This is a genomic window from Nostoc sp. (assembly GCF_036917395.1).
GTDB lineage: Bacteria > Cyanobacteriota > Cyanobacteriia > Cyanobacteriales > Nostocaceae > Nostoc.
The window spans coordinates 1-20,377 of the sequence record NZ_JBALDI010000027.1 but is presented as its reverse complement, the minus strand read 5'-3'; the positions used below and the strand labels follow the sequence as shown (position 1 = coordinate 20,377).

The 20,377-nt window shown below is 42.3% G+C and carries 26 protein-coding genes and 2 pseudogenes; 10 read left to right on the top strand and 18 right to left on the bottom strand.

Annotated features, from left to right (window positions below; all coding sequences use genetic code 11):
* Positions 1-462: 462 nt before the first annotated feature.
* From V7K46_RS10875 to V7K46_RS10850, 6 genes are all read right to left on the bottom strand, one after another.
* On the bottom strand, positions 463-789 hold the full coding sequence (locus tag V7K46_RS10875) for a transposase family protein (protein ID WP_335112903.1): 327 nt from the start codon (positions 787-789) through the stop codon (positions 463-465).
* Positions 790-812: 23 nt separating this feature from the next.
* Positions 813-1,388, bottom strand: a complete 576-nt coding sequence (locus tag V7K46_RS10870; RefSeq protein WP_335112901.1) for a helix-turn-helix domain-containing protein — start codon at positions 1,386-1,388, stop codon at positions 813-815.
* Positions 1,389-1,421: 33 nt separating this feature from the next.
* Positions 1,422-2,183 carry a BREX system ATP-binding domain-containing protein gene (locus V7K46_RS10865; RefSeq protein WP_335112899.1) on the bottom strand — a complete coding sequence of 254 codons (762 nt, stop codon included), beginning with the start codon at positions 2,181-2,183 and terminating at the stop codon, positions 1,422-1,424.
* A gap of 42 nt (positions 2,184-2,225) precedes the next feature.
* Complete coding sequence (locus V7K46_RS10860) at positions 2,226-2,633, bottom strand: hypothetical protein (RefSeq protein ID WP_335112897.1); 408 nt, start codon at positions 2,631-2,633, stop codon at positions 2,226-2,228.
* A gap of 101 nt (positions 2,634-2,734) precedes the next feature.
* Entirely contained in the window at positions 2,735-3,193 is a 459-nt protein-coding gene (locus V7K46_RS10855) for a hypothetical protein (protein ID WP_335112895.1), read from the bottom strand.
* Positions 3,194-3,393: 200 nt separating this feature from the next.
* Positions 3,394-3,807, bottom strand: a complete 414-nt coding sequence (locus V7K46_RS10850; RefSeq protein ID WP_335112911.1) for a hypothetical protein — start codon at positions 3,805-3,807, stop codon at positions 3,394-3,396.
* Here V7K46_RS10850 and V7K46_RS10845 point away from each other — a divergent pair.
* Positions 3,798-4,161, top strand: a pseudogene (locus tag V7K46_RS10845) (IS630 family transposase); the annotation flags it as partial. The gene V7K46_RS10850 and the pseudogene V7K46_RS10845 sit on opposite strands and share 10 nt — an antisense overlap.
* An 80-nt stretch (positions 4,162-4,241) precedes the next feature.
* On the opposite strand, the gene V7K46_RS10840 reads toward V7K46_RS10845, so the two are convergent.
* The 3 genes from V7K46_RS10840 to V7K46_RS10830 form a co-directional block, all read right to left on the bottom strand.
* Positions 4,242-4,730 (bottom strand): TIGR00725 family protein, encoded by a 489-nt coding sequence (locus V7K46_RS10840; RefSeq protein WP_335112893.1) that lies wholly within the window; start codon positions 4,728-4,730, stop codon positions 4,242-4,244.
* Between the two features lie 89 nt (positions 4,731-4,819).
* The gene (gene xylB / locus V7K46_RS10835) at positions 4,820-6,286 is read right to left on the bottom strand and encodes a xylulokinase (protein ID WP_335112891.1); all 1,467 of its coding nucleotides are present in this window, start codon (positions 6,284-6,286) and stop codon (positions 4,820-4,822) included.
* Between the two features lie 581 nt (positions 6,287-6,867).
* The gene (locus V7K46_RS10830; RefSeq protein ID WP_335112889.1) at positions 6,868-7,710 is read right to left on the bottom strand and encodes an oxidoreductase; all 843 of its coding nucleotides are present in this window, start codon (positions 7,708-7,710) and stop codon (positions 6,868-6,870) included.
* Positions 7,711-7,750: 40 nt separating this feature from the next.
* Between V7K46_RS10830 and V7K46_RS10825 the strand changes: the two genes are divergently transcribed.
* Positions 7,751-7,873 (top strand): hypothetical protein, encoded by a 123-nt coding sequence (locus V7K46_RS10825; protein WP_335112887.1) that lies wholly within the window; start codon positions 7,751-7,753, stop codon positions 7,871-7,873.
* A 22-nt stretch (positions 7,874-7,895) separates the two neighbouring features.
* Here V7K46_RS10825 and V7K46_RS10820 read toward each other — a convergent pair whose 3' ends face one another.
* From V7K46_RS10820 to V7K46_RS10800, 5 genes are all read right to left on the bottom strand, one after another.
* Positions 7,896-8,645 (bottom strand): SDR family NAD(P)-dependent oxidoreductase, encoded by a 750-nt coding sequence (locus V7K46_RS10820; protein WP_335112885.1) that lies wholly within the window; start codon positions 8,643-8,645, stop codon positions 7,896-7,898.
* Positions 8,646-8,885: 240 nt separating this feature from the next.
* Positions 8,886-10,382 (bottom strand): mannitol dehydrogenase family protein, encoded by a 1,497-nt coding sequence (locus V7K46_RS10815; RefSeq protein ID WP_335112883.1) that lies wholly within the window; start codon positions 10,380-10,382, stop codon positions 8,886-8,888.
* Entirely contained in the window at positions 10,339-10,683 is a 345-nt protein-coding gene (locus tag V7K46_RS10810; protein WP_335112881.1) for a hypothetical protein, read from the bottom strand. The genes V7K46_RS10815 and V7K46_RS10810 overlap by 44 nt, the downstream gene beginning before the upstream one ends.
* Positions 10,661-10,921: an ATP-binding cassette domain-containing protein gene (locus V7K46_RS10805; RefSeq protein WP_335112907.1), complete on the bottom strand. Its 261-nt coding sequence runs from the start codon at positions 10,919-10,921 to the stop codon at positions 10,661-10,663. Before V7K46_RS10805 ends, V7K46_RS10810 begins: the two co-directional genes overlap by 23 nt.
* Positions 10,852-11,334 (bottom strand): hypothetical protein, encoded by a 483-nt coding sequence (locus V7K46_RS10800; RefSeq protein WP_335112909.1) that lies wholly within the window; start codon positions 11,332-11,334, stop codon positions 10,852-10,854. The genes V7K46_RS10805 and V7K46_RS10800 overlap by 70 nt, the downstream gene beginning before the upstream one ends.
* Positions 11,335-11,585: 251 nt before the next feature.
* Here V7K46_RS10800 and V7K46_RS10795 point away from each other — a divergent pair, with 251 nt between their 5' ends.
* Complete coding sequence (locus V7K46_RS10795; RefSeq protein ID WP_335112879.1) at positions 11,586-12,386, top strand: SDR family NAD(P)-dependent oxidoreductase; 801 nt, start codon at positions 11,586-11,588, stop codon at positions 12,384-12,386.
* Between the two features lie 763 nt (positions 12,387-13,149).
* On the opposite strand, the gene V7K46_RS10790 is transcribed toward V7K46_RS10795, so the two are convergent.
* The 3 genes from V7K46_RS10790 to V7K46_RS10780 form a co-directional block, all read right to left on the bottom strand.
* Complete coding sequence (locus V7K46_RS10790; protein WP_335112877.1) at positions 13,150-13,353, bottom strand: hypothetical protein; 204 nt, start codon at positions 13,351-13,353, stop codon at positions 13,150-13,152.
* Between the two features lie 489 nt (positions 13,354-13,842).
* Positions 13,843-14,511, bottom strand: a complete 669-nt coding sequence (locus V7K46_RS10785) for a nucleotidyltransferase family protein (protein ID WP_335112875.1) — start codon at positions 14,509-14,511, stop codon at positions 13,843-13,845.
* A gap of 12 nt (positions 14,512-14,523) precedes the next feature.
* The gene (locus tag V7K46_RS10780) at positions 14,524-15,681 is read right to left on the bottom strand and encodes an XdhC family protein (protein WP_335112873.1); all 1,158 of its coding nucleotides are present in this window, start codon (positions 15,679-15,681) and stop codon (positions 14,524-14,526) included.
* A gap of 641 nt (positions 15,682-16,322) precedes the next feature.
* Between V7K46_RS10780 and V7K46_RS10775 the strand changes: the two genes are divergently transcribed.
* The 7 genes and pseudogenes from V7K46_RS10775 to V7K46_RS10750 form a co-directional block, all read left to right on the top strand.
* The gene (locus tag V7K46_RS10775) at positions 16,323-16,778 is read left to right on the top strand and encodes a flavin reductase family protein (RefSeq protein WP_335112871.1); all 456 of its coding nucleotides are present in this window, start codon (positions 16,323-16,325) and stop codon (positions 16,776-16,778) included.
* Positions 16,766-16,885 (top strand): hypothetical protein, encoded by a 120-nt coding sequence (locus V7K46_RS10770; RefSeq protein WP_335112905.1) that lies wholly within the window; start codon positions 16,766-16,768, stop codon positions 16,883-16,885. Before V7K46_RS10775 ends, V7K46_RS10770 begins: the two co-directional genes overlap by 13 nt.
* A 177-nt stretch (positions 16,886-17,062) precedes the next feature.
* Complete coding sequence (locus V7K46_RS10765; RefSeq protein ID WP_335112869.1) at positions 17,063-17,329, top strand: Precorrin-3B methylase; 267 nt, start codon at positions 17,063-17,065, stop codon at positions 17,327-17,329.
* Positions 17,330-17,438: 109 nt separating this feature from the next.
* Positions 17,439-17,804 carry a cupin domain-containing protein gene (locus V7K46_RS10760; RefSeq protein WP_335112866.1) on the top strand — a complete coding sequence of 122 codons (366 nt, stop codon included), beginning with the start codon at positions 17,439-17,441 and terminating at the stop codon, positions 17,802-17,804.
* A 19-nt stretch (positions 17,805-17,823) separates the two neighbouring features.
* Positions 17,824-17,988, top strand: a complete 165-nt coding sequence (locus V7K46_RS32020; RefSeq protein WP_442939829.1) for a transposase-like zinc-binding domain-containing protein — start codon at positions 17,824-17,826, stop codon at positions 17,986-17,988.
* Positions 17,989-17,994: 6 nt separating this feature from the next.
* Positions 17,995-18,147, top strand: a complete 153-nt coding sequence (locus tag V7K46_RS32015) for a hypothetical protein (RefSeq protein WP_442939828.1) — start codon at positions 17,995-17,997, stop codon at positions 18,145-18,147.
* 531 nt (positions 18,148-18,678) lie between these two features.
* Positions 18,679-19,248: pseudogene (locus tag V7K46_RS10750) on the top strand (DUF4336 domain-containing protein); the annotation flags it as partial.
* 144 nt (positions 19,249-19,392) lie between these two features.
* On the opposite strand, the gene V7K46_RS10745 reads toward V7K46_RS10750, so the two are convergent.
* A partial coding sequence (locus V7K46_RS10745) for a TonB family protein (protein ID WP_335112864.1) occupies positions 19,393-20,377 on the bottom strand: 985 nt, incomplete at its 5' end.

Below are 20,377 nucleotides of genomic sequence, written 5' to 3'. Positions count from 1 at the left end.
GCAATCGAACGAAATTCTTTTCATGGTGAGTGGAACTATATTATAAAACCCAAAGTAGGCACTTAATTGTTCAAGTTATTTTTACATAACTCCTAACTGGATGCTGAACAATCCCTGTGGTCAGTTCATTTTCTTCAAGCACTGATTTTTTCTCATTCGCCACCGAATCTTTTAAACATGACTTTCTTGAGTAAACGCTATCTTTTCAGAATGCCCAAAATAAATGGAGCGATCGCGCTTTTTTACATCTGCAATTCAACACTCACGTTCTCTCTGCCGTTGCCCATGCTGTCTTGAGAACAGTAGACCTTTCCTAAAAATTGAAAGCAAGTACACACAAGGCTTTGAGACCAACCCTTGCAGATTCTCTGTCAGCATAATTATTAGGGTTTGATATCGTTACTGATAGTTTAGACAAGCAAAATACAGTTTTATAATTATAGGCGATCACTATTATCTCATTTAAGTAACTGCTAAAATCAAAATACCAATTCTCAACCTTACCAACCCACAAACCGGGAAAACTGTATCATTGTAAATATTGCTTTTTAGTCGAAACTTTTGTGATGCTATTTGAAAAACTTTCACCAATCTTATGAGATACTCAATATATATCCGATTACTCGAAAATACTTTATTTTCTTGTTTTTGTACATCACTTAATTCCTGGTTTCTTTTTTTCTTGTGAGGAGTCTTTATATTTTTACCGCCCTGGTATCCCTTGTCGCCTCCAAATCCTTGTTTGATGTGAAATTTTCCTTGTTGATTACGAAATAAATTTATGTCCACAGTTGGTCAAGGATTGCCTACTTCTACATCGACAATATCAGCCGCCTCTGGAAGACCAACAAACTGACAATTTCAGTGTATGTTATTTTTTTTCCTGAATAGTATTTTTTTTGCTCTTCTGGCTGTGATGGTCTATTTATAGGCTGTTCTGCACTATCAACTAGTAGCTGAAATTTGGTTAAAATCTCTTGAACAATTTCCAAATCGCTATCTTTTGTTGAGACTTGTTCGAGTAAGCTTGCCGGCAATATATCCCGAATAATTTTCCTCCAATAATGAAAATTATCATTTGCTTCTGTTTTGGAAATACCAAATAGCATTCCTAAAATTTCAAATGATGGCATTTGTCTGAAGTAAAATAAGCATAATGCTATTTGCTCAGAGAATGATAATTTTTCTGGTCTTCCACCTCTGGCTGCGTTAATTCTTACTTTTTGATTTTCCTTGAGTTTTTCTAATTCTTTATGTTTGATTATTGATGATTTTGTTAGCAAGCGCAACTGTTCATAGTTAATACCTAATATTTGCTTTGTCCGCAGTGGATATTTTTCGATATAATCAAGTACAATACACATTTTTACTTTGAGTGGTAGATACACATTTTATTTTTCTACCACTTTTTTATACCGTATTTATATTTTGAACAGGTCTACTGAGAGTTGCCCCCAGCAGAGTTCTGGGCTAATGCCACCAAATTGGAGAGTAAGTGCTAGTAGCTGATGTACAAGTACGGGCCATACGCGTGTCTGATTCGGTATAGATTCGACCCAGCCTTTCTTCGCTAGTTCAATGATGGCGCTCGCTTGCAAAACTGTCTCTATATTTTCACAGAAAAATGTAGTATTAGCTTGTTGCCCTGTTCTTCGTCCAGTGCGACCCAACCGTTGGAGGAAGGATGAGACAGTAGAAGGAGCATTAGCTTGCAATACTAAATCGAGGTCGCCAACATCGATGCCCAACTCTAGAGTCGAGGTACAAATAATGCTGGCATTTGTCCCTCTATGAAAACGTTCTTCTGCGGCTGTTCGTTCTTCTAGAGAGACAGAACTATGGTGGATAAAGACATCTGTACCTCGGTTGCGCATCCGTTCGGCAATTTCTTCAGCCAAAGACCGACTTTGGCAAAAAAACAGGCTTTTAACAAAACTGGTGACAAAGCCTTGAGCTTGGGCATCAAGGATGGCTAAACGGGACATAAAAGTTTTACCACAGCCGTAGCCACCGCGTAAAAACTTGAAGACACCTTCGCTATTAGCTGCTAGTTGGAATTGGCGATGAATTTCTGTTCGCTGTTTGTCAATACCAACAGCAAAGGCTTCTAAGCCTCGTTCTGGAACAACGCCGGAGCGAAGGCGCTCAAAAATATGCTCAATATCTCGTTCACTGATTGCCATAATTGATTTTAATTAATACGTTTACTTTTATACATTAATCTGTTAATTTTGCTTGACATAGCGTTTACCGTTGCTGGTTGTTTCAATCCTGACTGAGAAAGGAACCTTCTTCAGGTGTTCCTCAAAATCTAAGGAGAAACGCCGCACCAGTCTGGCTGTCCGGAAATCAATTTTGTCTACATCAATGCTAATAAAGTTGTCTGGTTGAGGTTCTGGTTTTGATGTAATACGGTTAGTTGATTTATTTTGGTTTTTCACCTTGAGATATTTCTTAATATCAATAGATTCCAGGTGTAATTTTTCAGATGTTGTGTCTTCGATGTTAACTGTAAATTTCTGCCACAGATGGACTATTACCACAACGAAATCAACGATCATTACAATGGTATATAAGGCTGTAATTCCAATCATAAAATGAGTTAAAAATTCTTGAATTTCTTGAGTATTCATGATGACTAACTTGAGAATTTATGTTCATAATTCGAGAAGCGATCGCTTCCATTTAACAGAAAAATCTTCATCTGAAAATTTTAATAGACTGAGGATTTTTTTTAAATCCAGAACAAGCTAATTTGCACAATTGAATTTGATGAATGTTTAGGAGTTGGAGTACTTTGGATTGAGTCTAAGTTAAACTTGGTATTGACATGACGCTTACCCCATTCCTCTTGTGCTGCGTGTTTAACTATGCTGCGTCGAATTGACCTGCTAAGATAGTTGAATTCATTTTTTACCTGATTAAAATGAATGATGCGATTATTGCTGGCATTGTTCGTATCACCATCACCTATAAATTCATAAAAACTCTTGCAACCCTTTGGTAATTTATCGTATTTGGTTAAAACTTCATTACCTACCCAAAGATAAAGGGCAGCGTAGTCCCTATATAAGGGTGCTTCGTAAGTTGCTGGCATCATGTAGGTAAGAACTTCTGTGGCTGTGCTGGAAACACCAACCCTCCCTTCTTCAACATAGCTTCTGCTAAGGCATATCCGAACCCTGTTGAACATCAAACCACTCGAAGACCAAACGCTCTATGTCAAGTTGGCAATTGTTTGGCGAAGTGCAAACACCTCGCCTGTGCTACACCAATTTCTAGCGCAATCAAGAGCCGTTACACCATTTATTTAGTGCAGCGTTTCATTAAGCAATGCTGTTGAGGCTTATCAAAACGCTTGTACTCCCCCAATTCATAGATGCGCCCATTGGACTATTCCTCATCATTCAGTTCATCGTCTTCCTCCTCAAAATCATCATCGTCTAACTCAGCTTCCAAATCGTCGGTTTCATTGAGGAAGTCGTCATCGTCAATAAGTTGAATTTTGCGAGGTGGCTTGGTCGCTGTTTTCGATTTCCGAACGCTTTGAGTTTTGTTCCTATTCTTATTTGGTGGCAATACTTCCACGTCTACAGATACCGATTCTCTAAGGTTAGCAGGTAGGGATTGAGGTTCATTAAAACCAGCGATCACATCATGTTGTTGCCAAATTAGGGCTTTAGCTGTCGGCTGACCCAAATAAAATTGAGACAGATTTTCAACGGTGGGTTTGGTATAAGCTACAGTCTTACAACAGTCGTGTTTATTCTTACCTTCGCCTTCTTTGACAGCTTTGGGGCAACTCACAAAATACTATTGATTATCTCCAATATCTGCTAAATGAGTCTCCTGAGCAGGGATTGCTGATTTTCTGGGATGGTGCTACTTATCACCGCTCCAAAGAAATTCGAGATTTCTTGGCAGAGGTTAATCAAGGCTTGGCACCCGAACAATGGAAAATACACTGCATTCGTTTTGCTCCTAATTGTCCATCACAAAATCCGATCGTTCGCGCAGCGTCTCCGATAGGAGAAGATATTTGGTTACAAGCCAAAACATGGGTGAGACGTTTTTGTGCGTTGATACCAACATACTCGCATTTGAAGTGGATGTTTGAGTGGTTTATTCGACACACAAATGAGTGACTTTGCCACTCTTTAGATGTACGGAGCTTGTTCAAGACTCAAATAGGATTCCCATAGCTTGAAATATTAGCACCGACTTACCTCATAAACAACAAATTAATATAAGATTGCTTTTGCGGTAATGATGGCATTTTCCGCACTCTCCACAATATGAACATTTTCTGGCGACAGCTTTTTGAAGAAAAGTTTGCTTTCTTCATCGTTAGTCAACAAAATTACGTGCTTATTTCCTTTCAAAGCTAGGGCAATTTCTGAAGCAGTTCCTGCACCCATACCACAGGCAATTATTACATCACTGGTGAGAACATTAATATTATTTCTAGCATTCCCCATATCTGTCAAAATAGCAATATCCACCCAAGAGGAAATACCATCTTGATTATCACTAGGAAGAATACCAATAGTTAAACCCTGAGCAGATTTTGCACCTTTACTTACAGCATCCATTACACCTACATTTCTACCACCAGTCAGTAAAACCCATCCTTGTTTGGCAATAAGTTGACCTAGTGCATAAGCATTTTGTAAATCATTTGCTGTCGCATTTTCTCCTCTACCCATAACCCCAATAATAATTCTTCTCATAAAATTTCAAATGCCTGCTTTGGTGAGCGCATAGTCAATGAGTCCCTGTGAAGGTTTATACGCCGGAACAGAAGGCAGTATAGTATTCGTTAACGAACAATTTTTAAGGTATCGTAAAGTAGCTTGTAGCGATTAAACCCTGCTTCATACAAAGGATTTGCCTGCGGCTGTACCACATGGCTATCCTGCGGTACTATCTTGAATACAGCTTCTAAATTAGGGTAAGCACCAACACCCACCATTGCCAAAAGTGCTGCTCCGTAAGCCGCTCCTTCTTCGGCTTTGGGAGCAATCAGTTCTGTTTGCAAAACATCTGCTAAAATTCGTAACCAAATGTTAGAGCGTGCCCCTCCACCCGTTGCCAAGAGTTGATGAACAGGAGCAAGCACGCTGATGACTGACAATGCTGACTGCAAGCTGAATGCAACCCCCTCTAAAACGGCACGAATTATATCTGCCTGTGTATGAGCTAATGACAAATTCACTAAAGCACCCCGAGTATGTGGATCGAGATGGGGACTGCGTTCTCCTGAAAGGTGAGGCAGAAATAGAAGACCACGGGCACCAGGCTGCGATCGCTCTGCCATATCCATGAGATCGGTGTAAGATATATGCGGTGCAAATGTATCTCGATACCACCGCAGAGAACCACCGGCTGCCAGCGTTACTCCCAAGAAATGATAGCCACCATCTACATGGCAGAACAAATGCACCCGGCCTTCTGGATCGGGAATTGGGCGATCGCACGCTACAAAGATAACTCCTGATGTACCAATACTTAAACTACCCCGGTTCAGGTTGCTTGATGAGATGCCTAAACCGATCGCTGCTGCTGCATTATCACCTCCGCCTGCGACCACAGGTAATCCCACAGGTAATCCCACGCGGGCGGCTATTTCTGATTTTAGCCGTCCCGCGATCGCGGTAGATTCGATGACTGGGGGGAATAACGCGCGGTTGATATCAAGAGCATGGAGAATATCTGTATCCCATTGCCGATTTGCTAAGTTCAAACAGCCGACACCAGACGCATCAGATGGTTCTGTCACTGCTTCGCCAGTTAGCACATATCCCAGATAATCTTTTGGTAAAAGAATTTGCCACAACCGAGAGTATGCTTGTGGTTCTTCAGTCCGCAACCATAGAAGCTTCGGCAGTTGAAAGCCAGTAATTGCGGGATTTCCAGTGCGCTTAATCAACTCCTGTTGGGGAATAGCGGCTTCAATCTCAACAACAGCTTTACCTGTGCGCTGGTCATTCCACAAGATTGCCGGTCTAATCGCTTTGCCTTGAGCGTCGAGAGGAACCATACCATGCATTTGTCCAGATAAACCGAGGGCGATCGCTTGGTATCCGTCTAGCTGTTGAGTAACATCGAAGAGAGCATCCAAACTCGCTTCCACCCAATCCGATGAGTTTTGTTGCGTCCAACCGGGTTGTGGAGTTAACAGAGGATAGCTTCTGGTTGACTGAGCGATAATTTGCCCTTGCAGGTCAACTGCGATCGCTCGTACTCCTCCTGTACCCAAGTCTAAACCAACTACGATATCGGTCAATTGTCCCTCCTAAATTCTCAATTTTATAGGACTTACAAAAAAACTCTCTAAAACCCTATTTATTTTGTATGCTTTGTGGTTCGTTTTTTATAATCTTGCGTAAGTCCTGAAATCTTCAAATAACTCTGCTCTTACGATAACAGCCCCCATACTTGGGTTCAACGATGGTAAACCAGGTGTAGGTGTTTAAGTCACATTCAGCAGCAGAGGGCTTGGTGGTCGAACTGAAGCGTTCGATACCTGCGTACAGAGGACAAGAGACTTAAACTTACGTAAATTCGTGCTTTTGTCAAGGCTTAAGTCTTATTCCTAGCAATTTCAAATTTTGACAGGAGGATCAACTGGGGAGAGGATAGAGGTTTCTCAGCGAGAGCAGAAACACAGAAGCGACTTCAGACCTTGACTGGGAGTCGTGAAGTGCGTCTTGGTTCAATCATACGAAGCATGATCGAGCTTTCCTCTTACCCATTTGGGTGCTTCTCAGGTGTGGTATCAGTAACGGAATCGGGTGCAACGCGATGATCAGTCTATAAGCAGCTTCGCACAGCGATTCTCTCAAGCCTTAAGTTGCGGCTACTGTTTCATTCAAATGCAGTGCTAATCGAAAGGGGTTTCCAAGCTTCGAGTTCAGCTTTCATCGCGTCGAGCTTTTGCACAATCCCATTAGCTGAATCTTCGCCGAGCGCTAATCGCATGGGTGGATCGTCGCTTTCAACCACTTGAATCATCGCGGCAGCAGCTTTTGCTGGATCGCCGGGTTGGTTGCCATGCGATGACCGCATGACATCGATCATCTTGCCGCTAGTCTCGGCATAGTCTGTGATCGGATGCTTTGGCGTGACCATTGATGACCCAACAGCATTCGTCCGAAATGCTCCCGGTTCGATCAGCGTCACTTTGATGCCTAAGGGCTTGACTTCTTGTGCCAACGCTTCCGAAGCTCCTTCGAGCGCAAACTTGGTTGCACTATAGATCCCAAGTCCACTCAAAGAAGCCACACCCGCAAAAGAGGAAATATTGAGAATGTGACCACTGCGTTGCTCCCGCATGGTCGGTAGCACGGCACGAATCATGCTCAATGCACCAAAGAAATTCGTTTCAAATTGCCGTCTAATGTCGTCGTCGCTCAATTCTTCAATTGCGCCCATTGCAGCATAACCTGCATTGTTAACTAGGACATCAATGCGAGCGTACTGATCCAATGCCGACTCGACCGCAGCTTGAACGTCTTGTAGATTCGTCACATCTAGACGAACCGGATGAATTGTCTCTGGGTATTGTTGAGCTAGATCATCCAGTTGTTCGGGTTTTCGAGCCGTGGCGACGACGTGATCGCCTGAGTTGAGAACAGCCTCAACTAGCGATCGACCAAAGCCACTAGAGCTACCTGTAATCAACCAAACTTTAGCATCAGAATTTGTCATGATTTGTTCCTTGTGAATGTAGAGTGAGGTAAATGAAGGATTGGAAACGGCGATTGTCCGTCTTTTTGAGTTGCGATCGCTTTTTGCAGAACAGCAACGGCAGCATCTCCTCGATTTCATCCTCTCTGATTCCCCGCCTGCTCAATTTGCTGATTCCTCTTAATTTTTGAATTTAGATTGCTGTCTTATTCCTGTTGCGTTGGTCGGATTAAAATTTCATTCACGTTGACGTGAGGTGGTTGGGTAACGGCATAGGCGATCGCCCGTGCAATATCTTCCGGTTGCAGCGGAGTCACGGCTTTGAACCGGGCTTCTAGCGCTTGTTTCGCAACCGGATCGGTGATGTTGTCGATAAATTCGGTGGCAACCATACCAGGTTCAATAATGGTGACGCGAATATTGTCTTTATGAACTTCCTGCCGCAGAGCTTCTGAAATTGCATTCACGCCCCATTTGGTGGCGCTGTACACACCCATGCCCGCCCGTGTAATCCGTCCGGCAACGGATGAAAGATTGACCACATGCCCAACGCCCTGTGCTTTGAAGATAGGCAAAACTGCATGAGTCGCATACAGCAATCCCAAAACGTTCAGGTCGAACTGTCGCCGCCACTCTGCTGGATCGCTATCCTCAATCGTTCCTAATCCTCCAATACCTGCGTTATTCACAAGAATATCGATTCGTCCTAAAGTTGTGTTAACCTTTTGCACCAGATCATTCACTTGGGTTTCATCGCTGGCATCTGTGACAATCGGTAAAGCCTTTCCCCCAAGCGCTTCAATTTTTTGTGCAACTTCGTTTAATCGCTCGATTCGACGAGCTGCGAGTACTACCTGTGCGCCTTCTTCTGCAAGAGCGATCGCCGTCGCCGCCCCAATTCCTGAAGATGCACCTGTAATAATTGCCACCTTTGCATCTAATTTGCCTGCCATCATTCCCTTTTGATAATTTTCTGATACTTGATGATTGAACTCACTCTTTAGTAACTGTAGCCCATCACTATCAGCTTCAGCCGAGTACCACTGACTCGCACTTTCTTTTAGTAGCTTTCTGATGGTTCAATACCTGCGTACAAAGGACAGAGACATACTCCCCATAAATTTGTGCTTTTGTCAACGCGTAAGTCCAAGGCGGAAATAAAACTTCCGCCTTGGAAATTTGCAGCTTTCATCTGGTTAAGTTTTCTCTAAGAATCGGACTAATGTTTCTTTAGCTCCAAACTCATACAATTTGCGTAAATGGTTCGCAACTACATCAGCAAAAGGCGACAGCGATAAATCGCCAAAAATCTCAGTCAGGTTAAGCAATGGTTTGGCATCGGAACCACTAGAATGAGCTAGTTGAGTTAAAGTACCTGCTATTGGGTCATCAATCGGGATGGCGTTACCTTGGTCATCCAATCCATTCAGGTAACGGAACCAAGCAGCAACCGTGAGGCTCATGTAATCAATCGCCACATTTTTGCGTAGCGCGTCACGAACTGAGCCTAAAACAAATTTTGGCATTTTGGCAGAGCTATTGAGGCAAAGACGCGGCAGTTGATCGCGAATCTTCGGATTAGCAAAGCGTTCAATTAAGGTCTTTTTATAATCGTCTAAATCAATTCCCGGCACAGATTGCAGTGTTGGCGTAACTTCTGCCATCAAATTATCAACGGCTTGCCGAATTAATGGATCGGCCATCACCTCATGGACGTAGGTGTAACCTGCCAAGGAGCCGAGATAGCCAATCAGCAAGTGACTGGCGTTGAGCAGCCGAATTTTCATCATCTCGTAGGGATGAACATCGCTGGTCATCTGCACGCCAACTGATTCCCAATCGGGTCTACCTGCGCTGAAATTGTCTTCGACTACCCACTGAAGAAACGGTTCGGCAACAACTGGAAAAGCATCATCGATATTAAACTGTTCCGCCACCATTTTGATATCTGCTGGGGTTGTAGCGGGGGTAATGCGATCGACCATGCAGTTTGGAAAAGCAACCTGTTCGGCAATCCAACTTCCCAATTCCGGGTTCCGCATTTCGGCAAATGCGGTTAACATTTTGCGGGCAATGTTGCCGTTACCTTGTAAGTTGTCGCAGGACAATACGGTAAATGGTGCTAGTCCCTGTTGACGGCGGCGTTCAAGGGCTGCTGTCAAAAAGCCATATACTCCAATTGGCTCGTCGGGATGCTGCAAATCGTACTGGATAGTCTGGTGATTCGCATCAAATTCACCACTACCTTCAATATAGTAATAGCCTCCTTCGGTAATGGTGAGGGTGACGATGCGGCATTTGGGATCTGCTAAGGTGTCAATTACTGCTTGGCGGTTATCTGGAGCAAACAAATATTTTGTAATTGCTGCAATCACACGAGCGCGATCGCCTAATGGTGACCTTTCAACTAAGGTATACAAACAGTCTTGAGAATACAGTGTATCCCGCATCCGCTTGTCGAATTCTAGTAGCCCAACCCCGCAGATTCCCCATTCACTGCCGGGATTTTGATGAAAGTAATTATCCAGGTATAAAGCTTGATGTGCCCGATGGAACCCACCAACACCGATATGGACAATACCATTAGTGATTTGATGACGATCGTAATTAGGTACGCGAACATTATTTTCTAAACCAGACAGAGATGCTTCATTCAACTTGATTGCTGAGTCTGTGCTGATATTGCTGTTCATGGGATTCATTTTGGGTTAGGTGGTGACGATGAACTTTGGGAATGGCTTCACCATTTTGATCGAACAAATGGCAAAGCTCACCGTTAATGTAAATAGGAACATAATCGTGCATAATGGCTGGATCATCTCCGTCTATTTGCACAATTACAGTCTCGCCACCCGCAAGTACCAAAGCACGACCGATCGCCACCCCCTGCCGTTGTCTTCCTGATAGTTCTTTGGGTTTCCGATTCAAAAGCGGCTCTAGTTGCAGGATACGAGCAACTTCACGTGCCCTTTCATACCGCTGGGCTTTGTGCATACCCTGAAAGCCGGAGGCTGAACGCCATATTCTCCCCCACAGTCATGTGAGGATATAAGGCATAGGTTTGAAACACCATTGCCAAACCGCGTTTATCGGGTGGCACATCATTGACTTTTTGTCCATCAATGAGCAAATCACTGGAGGAGATTTCTTCTAGTCCAGCAATCATGCGGAGTAAAGTTGATTTTCCACAACCGGAGGGACCGACGAAGACAACAAACTCGCGATCATTAATGTCGAGATCAATGCCTTTGATGATCTCTGTTGGTGATTTGAATAAACAGCCCATTCACCGGATGCGTCAGCATATTTATTCCAGATCAGGGCGCTAACCGTGGGCATAACGAAAAATGGGGAGATTACCAGCACCCGTGCTACTTTGCAACCATAAAAGTCTTGGTCAAATAGCACTGCTAGTAATGTGCCCAGACCAATTGTGATTGCCAAAACAGAAACAACCAGAATGATTGTAATAGCGATCGATGTCCATAAAGCTGAGTCACTCAGGATGAACGTGAAATTTTCAATCCCAATGAGTCTAGTTTTCTCTGCGGCTTGCAATCGCGGTAAACAAGCATATAGAAGTTGCACCAGCATCACTCCAGCGAGAAATGCAACCAGCACTTTAGCGAAGCGGGGGATACGCATCGCATGACTCCTTTAAAGTAAAAAACCGAACGAAATAAATTTTTGATTTTATGCTCTATTTTTGGGCAAAAGCTCAATAATAGAAATCATACCAATCTCATTTCAATCATGGGCATTTGCAACAATTCTTCAATTAATCCCAGGATTCATACAGCCAGGACATAAAAGGCGATTCCCAATCTAAAATCTAAAATCCAAAATCGTTCGACTGAGCGTAGCCGAAGTCCAAAATGGTATAGGAGGTTAAAAATATGACAGCAAAAGCAACCTATCAGTTTGCAGGTAAGACCATCCTAATTACAGGCGGTGCGGGAGATATTGGCAAGGCAACTGCACACCGTTTTGCTGCTAATGGGGCAGGAATAGCTTTGCTAGATTTGAATGAACCGAAGATGGCAAATGTGGCTGAGGAACTAAAAAGTTATAACGTTCCAGTCAGTACATTTTGCTGTGATGTTACAGCTAGTGATGTTGGCAAAACCTTTACTGACGCTGTAAAGCAGCTTGAGCGGATCGACTATGTATTTAATAATGCAGGCTATCAAGGAGTGTTTGCCAAGACCGACGAATATCCTGAGGACGACTTTCAAAAGGTGATCAACATTAATGTTGTCGGCGTTTTCCACATTCTTAAAGCAGCCGCACAGCACTTGCGTGATGCAGGTGGAGGTGCGATCGTTAACATGGCAAGTTATGCAGGCGTAATCGGACCGCCAAATATGTTAGCTTACAGTGCTTCTAAGTTTGCAGTTATTGGAATGACTCAGACAGCAGCGAAAGATTTAGCTCCCTACGGCATCAGGGTAAATGCACTGTCTCCGGCACTGATCGGCCCTGGTTTTATGTGGACGCGGCAAACAGAATTGCAAGCAGCAGTGGGTTCTCAGTACTTTGATGCCAACCCCAAGGTAGTTGAGCAACAGATGATTAATTCAGTGCCAATGCGACGCTTGGGAAGTTTGGCAGAGGTCGCAAATGGGGTAACGTTTCTGATGAGCGACGAAGCAAGTTATATAACCGGGTTTAACTTGGAGGTAACTGGTGGTCAATAGAGATTTCCCGATAGTGAGCAAAAATTATATTGGTGGGCATATACTCAAAACCGTGCAATCATTCCTTTGGTAGGTACATAGTTTTGGAAAGTAGGGTATGGGAAAACCTTTATTAGAGCGGCGCGATCGTAAATTAGAGCTGGCTGCTCATGCTGCTTGGCTCTATTACATTGCTGGCATTTAGTTACACTCCAATGGAAGCGATTGCTTTGCTCGTGCTTAGTCAGCCCCTTCCCTACGGGACACTACGCGAACGGGGAAGTCAAAAGTCAAAATTAGTCAAAATTAATAACCCCCATAAATAAATTTAGGGACTTGTATCCTTTTCTTTTTCGGTCAGCAGTGAATGTGATTGGAGCCAAAATATTCTGTTCCATCCAGAGCTATTAGCAAATTATTTTTAAAGGCTGAAAATATCCTCCCTGACTGCATCGCTCATCTGATAGCACTTGTTTTTGCCTATTCGCTTATCAGGAAAATTTTCCTAGATTGACTGAAAGTAAAGCACTACTTCATCGAAAATTTCTGGCTAATTTAAAAAAAGCCCTTACACTTACGAGTTTTAGTCAAATTCTATTGCGAACATTGAGTTATAAATCTTTTTGTAACTGCACTGGATCTGTAGCCTTACGACTGTTATTCACAAAAATATTAGCAATTAGTCGTAAAACTTCAGCTTGTTCTTCTGGAGGTGCTTCAGCAATCAGCGATCGCAGGCTAATTCCTGGCCTCTGACTAAATATACTCAGGTAAATACCATACCCTAGCTTCTACCGTAATAGCCAAAAGTAGCGATATTAGTTTTGATGCAATACTTCTCGGTTAAGGCCAAAATGGGGTAAAGTGACAATTGTTGTCCTGAGATAGCGATGCCTGCGGCGGAAAACCCGCCTACAGCGCTGGATTCACCGCAACGCACTGGCTCAACTTCTTCACCTCCTCCCTTTCCAGGGGGAAAAAGAGCCATCAACGGCTCCAAACTCCCAATTTATCAATCCTTTCTCCTCTGCGTAGGCGTAGCCCGCCGCAGGCATCGCAAGTAAACGAGCCTGCAAATGTTCAAATGTTACATCAGAGCGCCATCGCTTCAACCATCGATGAGATGAGCTTTTCGATGCCCAGATTCCTCCCTGTGGGATATCACACCATCAACACCCAGTAATTAGAATGTATAGCAGACTATTTAATACATAACGATATGGGCAATGAGGCATTCCTTTATCACGCTTGAATGGTTTAGGAGGAAATATATCTTCAAATAGTCTCCATTCCAAGTCACTCAATCCTTCAAAACGTCCTGCCATAAAGTGATACACCCCCTCTTATTCAAAAAGTAGATTCTCACATTTTGGTATTAGTAGGATAGGTTCATCACTTACTATGAAAAATCCTCAAGTTCAAAACAAGTCCTTTTGCTTCGTTGATAGCTGCGTGCCATTCTATTTTATTCCCATTTTCACAGATACTCGTTTTGTTCCATCTGAACTTCAGAAGCCAAATTGGTAATTGATAACAATTGTTTATAATCTTTTGGTGTATCAATATCAATATTACCTAGTGGAAACGGAATAGAAAAGACTTTATTGAGGTTATTATTAATAACTTTTTTTGCTCCTGAAGCTTCTTTTAAAGCAGCAAGTTCTGAAAAAAATATCTGACTAAATAGAGATGGGACACCTAATATACCAGCATATTCACAAGCAATGATCGGTTTTTTTTCTGAATAATATGCATCAACAAGCTGATTAATAATTTGGTGAGAAACAAATGGCTGGTCGCAAAGTGTAATAACTACTGCTTCTATTTTTTGAGGAAGATTATTTAACAATTCAATACCGCTTTTGATTGAAGTACTCATTCCACAAGCCCAATCCAAGTTCTTAACTACTCTAACGGGAAGTTGCTTAATTTGGGGATGAATCTGTTCTGCATTTGCTCCAAGTACTACTACTACAGGTTGACAAACTGAAGCGATCGCCATTTCTGTAATGTATTGCAAAAAACTACGTCCTTGGTAAAGCAATAGTTGTTTAGGTGTACCCATACGAGTAGATGCACCAGCAGCAAGAATCATAATGGCTATGGTTGATTTTTCTTTGTCTATTTGCTCAGTGTTAAATACCATAACAGATAAAAACTATGTAGTAACTAGCAACTTTAAATTGCTTTCATAGCATTGGTGAATTGGTTGATTGCGATTTCTTAGAAAATTACCACTGCGATTTGTCAGCACTGCTTGAATTTCAGCAATAATGGCGATCGCTATTTCTTCCGGTGTATCTGCACCGATATCAATTCCAATAGGGCCATGCAATCTTTTTAATTGTTCACTAGTATAAACTATTTCTTGCAAACGTAAATCTTCAATCAATCTTTCAGTCCGCGCCTTTGGTCCTAAAACCCCTATGTAGCGTGCAGGAGATGGCAGCAACATTTTCAAAATTTCTAGGTCATCAAGATAATTATGCGTCATCACTACAGCAACTGTGTAGGCATCTATAAATACCTGTTTTTGGACGATTTCTCGCCGACTAAGAATTACATCACAAGCCATAGGAAATCGCGCTCTAGTTGCCTCATTAGCTCGACAATCAACTACAGTAACCTGCCAACCTAATGCTTGAGCAAACTGTGCTACGGGTACAGCGTCATAACCTGCACCAAATATTACTAAAGATGTAGGTGGTTGGATGACTTCAATAAAAACTTCTGCACTGCCTAAAGGTAACTGATAGTTGTTTACGCTTGACTTTTGATTAGCAAGGGCTGCTTGAGTGTCTGCACTCAGAGATTGAATTAAATTTGGATCTTTAATGTCAGTCAGAATATTACCGTTTGGATACAGCAGTAAGCGCGACCCAAGTTTCACATCTACCGCACCTTCAAAAGCAAAGACTGTAGCAATAATACCCAAATGTTTTTTATGAAAGCACTCCTGTGTAAAAGCGATCGCATTCAGTGTGCTTTCTGTCTCAAGACGTTCAATGAGAACTTGAACTATTCCATTGCACCCTAGACCAAAGCCCCAAAGAATATCTTCAGAGGCGGTATTATCGTAAGTAACAACAATTGGTTTGCCGTCTAACATCCGTTGTTGAGTATGCTCAAATACGTCATTCTCCAAGCAACCAGCGCTGATTGTTCCAATTATCCGACCTGCATTTGTCATCAACATTTTAGCACCCGGTCGGCGATAGGTTGAACCTTGAGTTTTAACTACAGTAGCAAGAAAAGTGATTTTACCACTTTTTTTACTTGACTCGAAGCCTTCTAAAATTGCTTGTAATTCGTTCATTTGATTGCTTATTTTTCTGTTTATAGCAGTTTATCAGCTTGAGCAAGCAGTCCCAATGAAAACAATATGAGACTGTGCCTGCATTGCTACTAGTATCAAGTAAGAGTCGATTACCGCCCATTAACGATTACAGCATATGCATGAGACTGACTGCGTTGTTTACCGCCGCAGGTATCACGGTGTTCTGCTACCCAAGATAAGTGAAAATATCGCTGAAATCATACCTCGCAGGATAGTTGTCAACTTAAGTTATTTATTTATTATAAAAGTTAGCATAAATTACTGATTTTTTGTAACTTACAATTTTGGCAAAGTTGTTTAAACTTTTTGCTAAAGTCTTTATTTGAAACTTTTTCTCTGCGTCTTTGTCTTGGAAAGTTATAATGGTTGCAAACTTCCACACCCTGTGAAAAGCCCTTCGGATTTTTTTATAAGAGATGTCTTGCACTCATTTTAAATATCTATCTACAGGCTGAATTTTGCTTTTACACAAAGTCTAGGTTGTTATGACCAAAGAGCCATACCAAAAATGGACAAAAAGTATTGAACTTAAGTTAAGGAACTTTCCAATAAGCTCTTGAATAATTTATTTTTTGGTATTCACTGAATACTCTCAACCGCCCGCAAGATTAGAGAATTTTATGTTATCATTTGTGTCGCAAGAAATGAAAGACCCTGCTCCTTACCATCTATTGACAAGCATCGTTGCTCCTGGCCCAATTGCATGGGTGTCTACAGTTAGTGCTTCTGGAATTCCAAATCTCGCCCCGTATTCGTTTTTCAATGCAGTAGCAGGTTTTCCACCAACCATTATGTTCTCAGTCGCATATCATAGACGTGAGCCAAAAGAAAAAGACACGTTACGCAATATTCATGAAGTTGATGAATTTGTCTGTCATGTGGTGGATGAAGCATTGTCTCATGCAATGGTTCAAACAGGAACGGAATTTCCCTATAGAGTTAACGAGTTTGATAAAGCAAACTTAAAAGCTATTCCGGCTACAGATGTGCGACCCTTGCGGATTGAAAGCTCACCTGTGGCAATGGAGTGTAAGGGCATGGGCCTCATCACTACTATTTCTGGCTGTACGCTTTAAACAAGAAACTCAACCTAAAACCAGGCTTGAACCGAGAGCAACTCCTTGATAGGCTTGCCGATCATGTTATCGAGCAAGCACGGCTGATTGGAATTTATGAAACCTAATATCAATAATCATACTCCGCAGTGAAAATCGATGTTTTTAATCATATTTTTCCCCAAGCTTATTTCGATAAAGTAATGAAAGTAGCTATGATTAAACAGAGTTTCTAAATAAATTTGAGCAATACGGCGATCGCCACGAGTATTTACAGCAAATTAGAACACCTATAGCATTTAAGTATGGCAAAGCAGGACGCTCCACTTACGAAAGAAGCATTAATTAAGGAAGTTTGTCGGCGCATTCGAGTAGCCCGTAGCTATTGGGATGCTCACAACAACGCTGCCTGTCGAGGTGAGCGCGATCGCGCCTTAGCTTTTTACAACACTTTAAGTAAGGAACAAAAAGAGCAGATTCCGCAAGAGTTGCGGGTATGGCTACGCTACCGTAGTGAGAAATACTTTGGCGCACACCGGACACCGCCCAAGTCAGCACGAAAATCAAAATAGTTTAGTCACTACAAGGTAATAGATGCAGAGAGATGGTACTCTTCTAAGAGCGATCGTATATCGCATCTTCAAATAAGTTGTGTTTATTATTTTAAAGGCTTTTTAAACAGTGCTAGTACAAAAACTGAATGTGTGTACAGAATTCATTGCAGATGATGGCACTATTTTGCGAGAATTATTGCATCCTGATAAGCAATCTTTAAAATTACGCTACAGTCTAGCTCATACAGTAGTCCCAATTGGGCAAACTTCTAGACCTCACTCCTTAAAAACTTCGGAAGTTTACTACATTCTCACTGGTCAGGGAGAAATGCATATAGACGATGAACTACAGTTAGTAGAACCAGGAGATACTATCTACATTCCACCATTAGCAAAACAATTTATTCGCAATTCTGGAATTGAGCCACTGGTATTTATATGCATAGTTGATCCGGCGTGGCGTCAACAAAACGAGACTATATATTCAAAGTAGGGCGTTGCATAATTAAGGGATGAACTGTCTATATTGTGCATCCAACCTTATCCGTAATAACGGGTATTGTGGTGGTAAACAGAACTACATCTGTACCTCTTGCGACGTGCGTTCCGCCCCGCAACGCTTTCGCCAATTTATAGAATCATATTCAAAACGTGGATATAACGACGAAATTAAATAACGATGTTTGACCATGTATGTAAATGGCATTGGTTTTCGCGCCATTGGGCGGCTGACTGGAGTCAATCATAATACGGTAATAAATTGGGTGAGAGAAGCTGCTCTAAAATTACCAGATGCGCCAGAACATTCAGAAATTCCTACTATTTGCACAAGTTGATGAACTTGCGACATTTGTGGGTAAAAAAAACAAAATTTGGATATGGACGGCAGTAAATAATGGTCTTCCAGGTATTTTGGGCAATTTATCCATTGACTTCTGTCCGGGAAGAGGATGATCTAGCAACAATATCACCAGCTAACCACAACTCCTAAGTCATTAATGGTTTAAGTCACTCCGATGTTCGCATTGCTCTGGAGTAGTGAATTTTGATCCTGTCCAATCATTATCGGTTTATTTCCTGTTCACGCATTGCTGTGACGGGCGGCGATCGCTTTTGCTATGCAGCCGTTAAACAGGCTTGATTTTCAGCATCAATTGCTGAAGACTTTCAGTGCTGACTTAATGCGATACTCTTGCTGCTGTTATAGTTTTCAGAAGGGGCAGAAATATCTGAATCTGGAGTGTAATCAATTAAATCGAACGGAGTAATCTGCCTATCTAAATCGTGCGCTAAACGATTTAGTGCGTTAAAGAGATTATTCAAAGAATGACCATCCAAGTATGGCATTGTTTTCGCTTTCCGTAAATTTAATGTTTCATGCAAGGGACAATGCTTTGGAGGCGATCAAGGACAATGAAGACAACCGCCGCAAGGGATGGCAACGCATTTCATTGTTTGCGCTTTACTTCCGTCCAAGTGCGCTAGAAGTTACTGCAATCGGACAGATGTTTCGTGATGCTCTCAAAGCACCACAGCGAACCCTAAAAACGTACTTTGGTTTATTTCCTTTTCGCTGGCAAGAAACTTGGAAGCAGGCATTCGATGCTCTACGAGATCAGGGGCGACCATTTGTCGCACCGATTTTGCAAATTCTGATTTTTCCTCAAGCACCAAGACAAGTCCTCAACTGGGCTGATACAGTTGCAAGTTGGGATTTTCAGCAGATTATTCCCTGTCACTTTGATTCGCTAATTTTGGCAAATCCGTGTCAATTTCGGCAAGCATTTGCTTTCCTTGAGAAAAATCCTTCTATAACTAAGGACTTTTCTTCTAGCGAAAGCCAGCCTCTATTAGAGGAAGACTTAAGATTTATTAAGGAACTTGAAGCGAGTCTAGTTAAGCACGGTATCGTAACGCCAGCAAAAGAGAAGGTGTAATCTGGCATTCTACTACTGCTTCCGTCGATAGTTTACGAGCAAAAAATTATTTGATCGCTTTGGACCCCCAATGCTTTTGGGTGAATAATATTACTACACCCGACAACCTGTGTGATCACCAGCCAGCAATCTGTTTGCCTGCTGTTAGCCACCATCCCTCCATAAATTTAGCTGACCATAAACATTGATATCAAATGTAAATTCAATATTAATGTAGTTCTTGGGATATCCTGTGGGCAAAGGTGCAAAAGGTGCAGATCGCTGTATAGCATTGAGTGCTACTCCATCAGTTACACTAAATCCAGAGGTTTGTGCAATGTTGAGATTGCTGACTTGACCTGAACGGTTAATAGTGAAGTTAAGCACTGTTCGCCGATCAGAATCGCTCAGTCCTGGTAGCCACTCCTGCTGAACGCGTTGCTGTAGTTTCTTTAAGTAAGAGGTGAGGTCTATATCTTGACTACGGGCATCAATACCAGAAGTCGCTTGGTGATCACGGTTGGAATTAGGCAGGGCTGCCAGATCATCACCGCGATAATTCTGACTAGATACACTCAGAGTACCACCCAACAAACTTGCTGCACCTGTTTTTGGAGATGACCGAGCTTGGGACGGTGTTCGCCCATTTAATCTAGTTCTCGACTGTCCTAAGTTCTTAGGGTTGCTGGGTACAGGTAATGTCGTAGTTCTTTCAAGTGGTGTTTTTTCCAGTGGGGCTAATGATGGTTTAGTTATTGGTGCTACTGCAATTCTCCTATAATTAGGCACTTTTACTGTGGTTGTAGGTGCTGACTCTGTTTGCTTTGGATTGGACACTAAAGGTGTTGTCAAAGGCGCTGTTTTTTCCAGTGGGGCTGATGATGGTGTAGTTGTTGGTACTACCGCAATTCTCCTATAATTAGGCACTTTTACTGTGGTTGTAGGTGCTGACGCTGTTTGCTTTGGGTTGGACAGCAAAGGTGTTATCAAAGGCGCTATTTTTTCCAATGGGGCTGGTGATGGTGTAGTTGTTGGTGCTACTGCAATTTTCTTAAAATTAGGCACTTTTACTGTGGTTGTAGGTGCTGACGCTGTTTGCTTTGGGTTGGACAGCAAAGGTGTTATCAAAGGCGCTATTTTTTCCAATGGG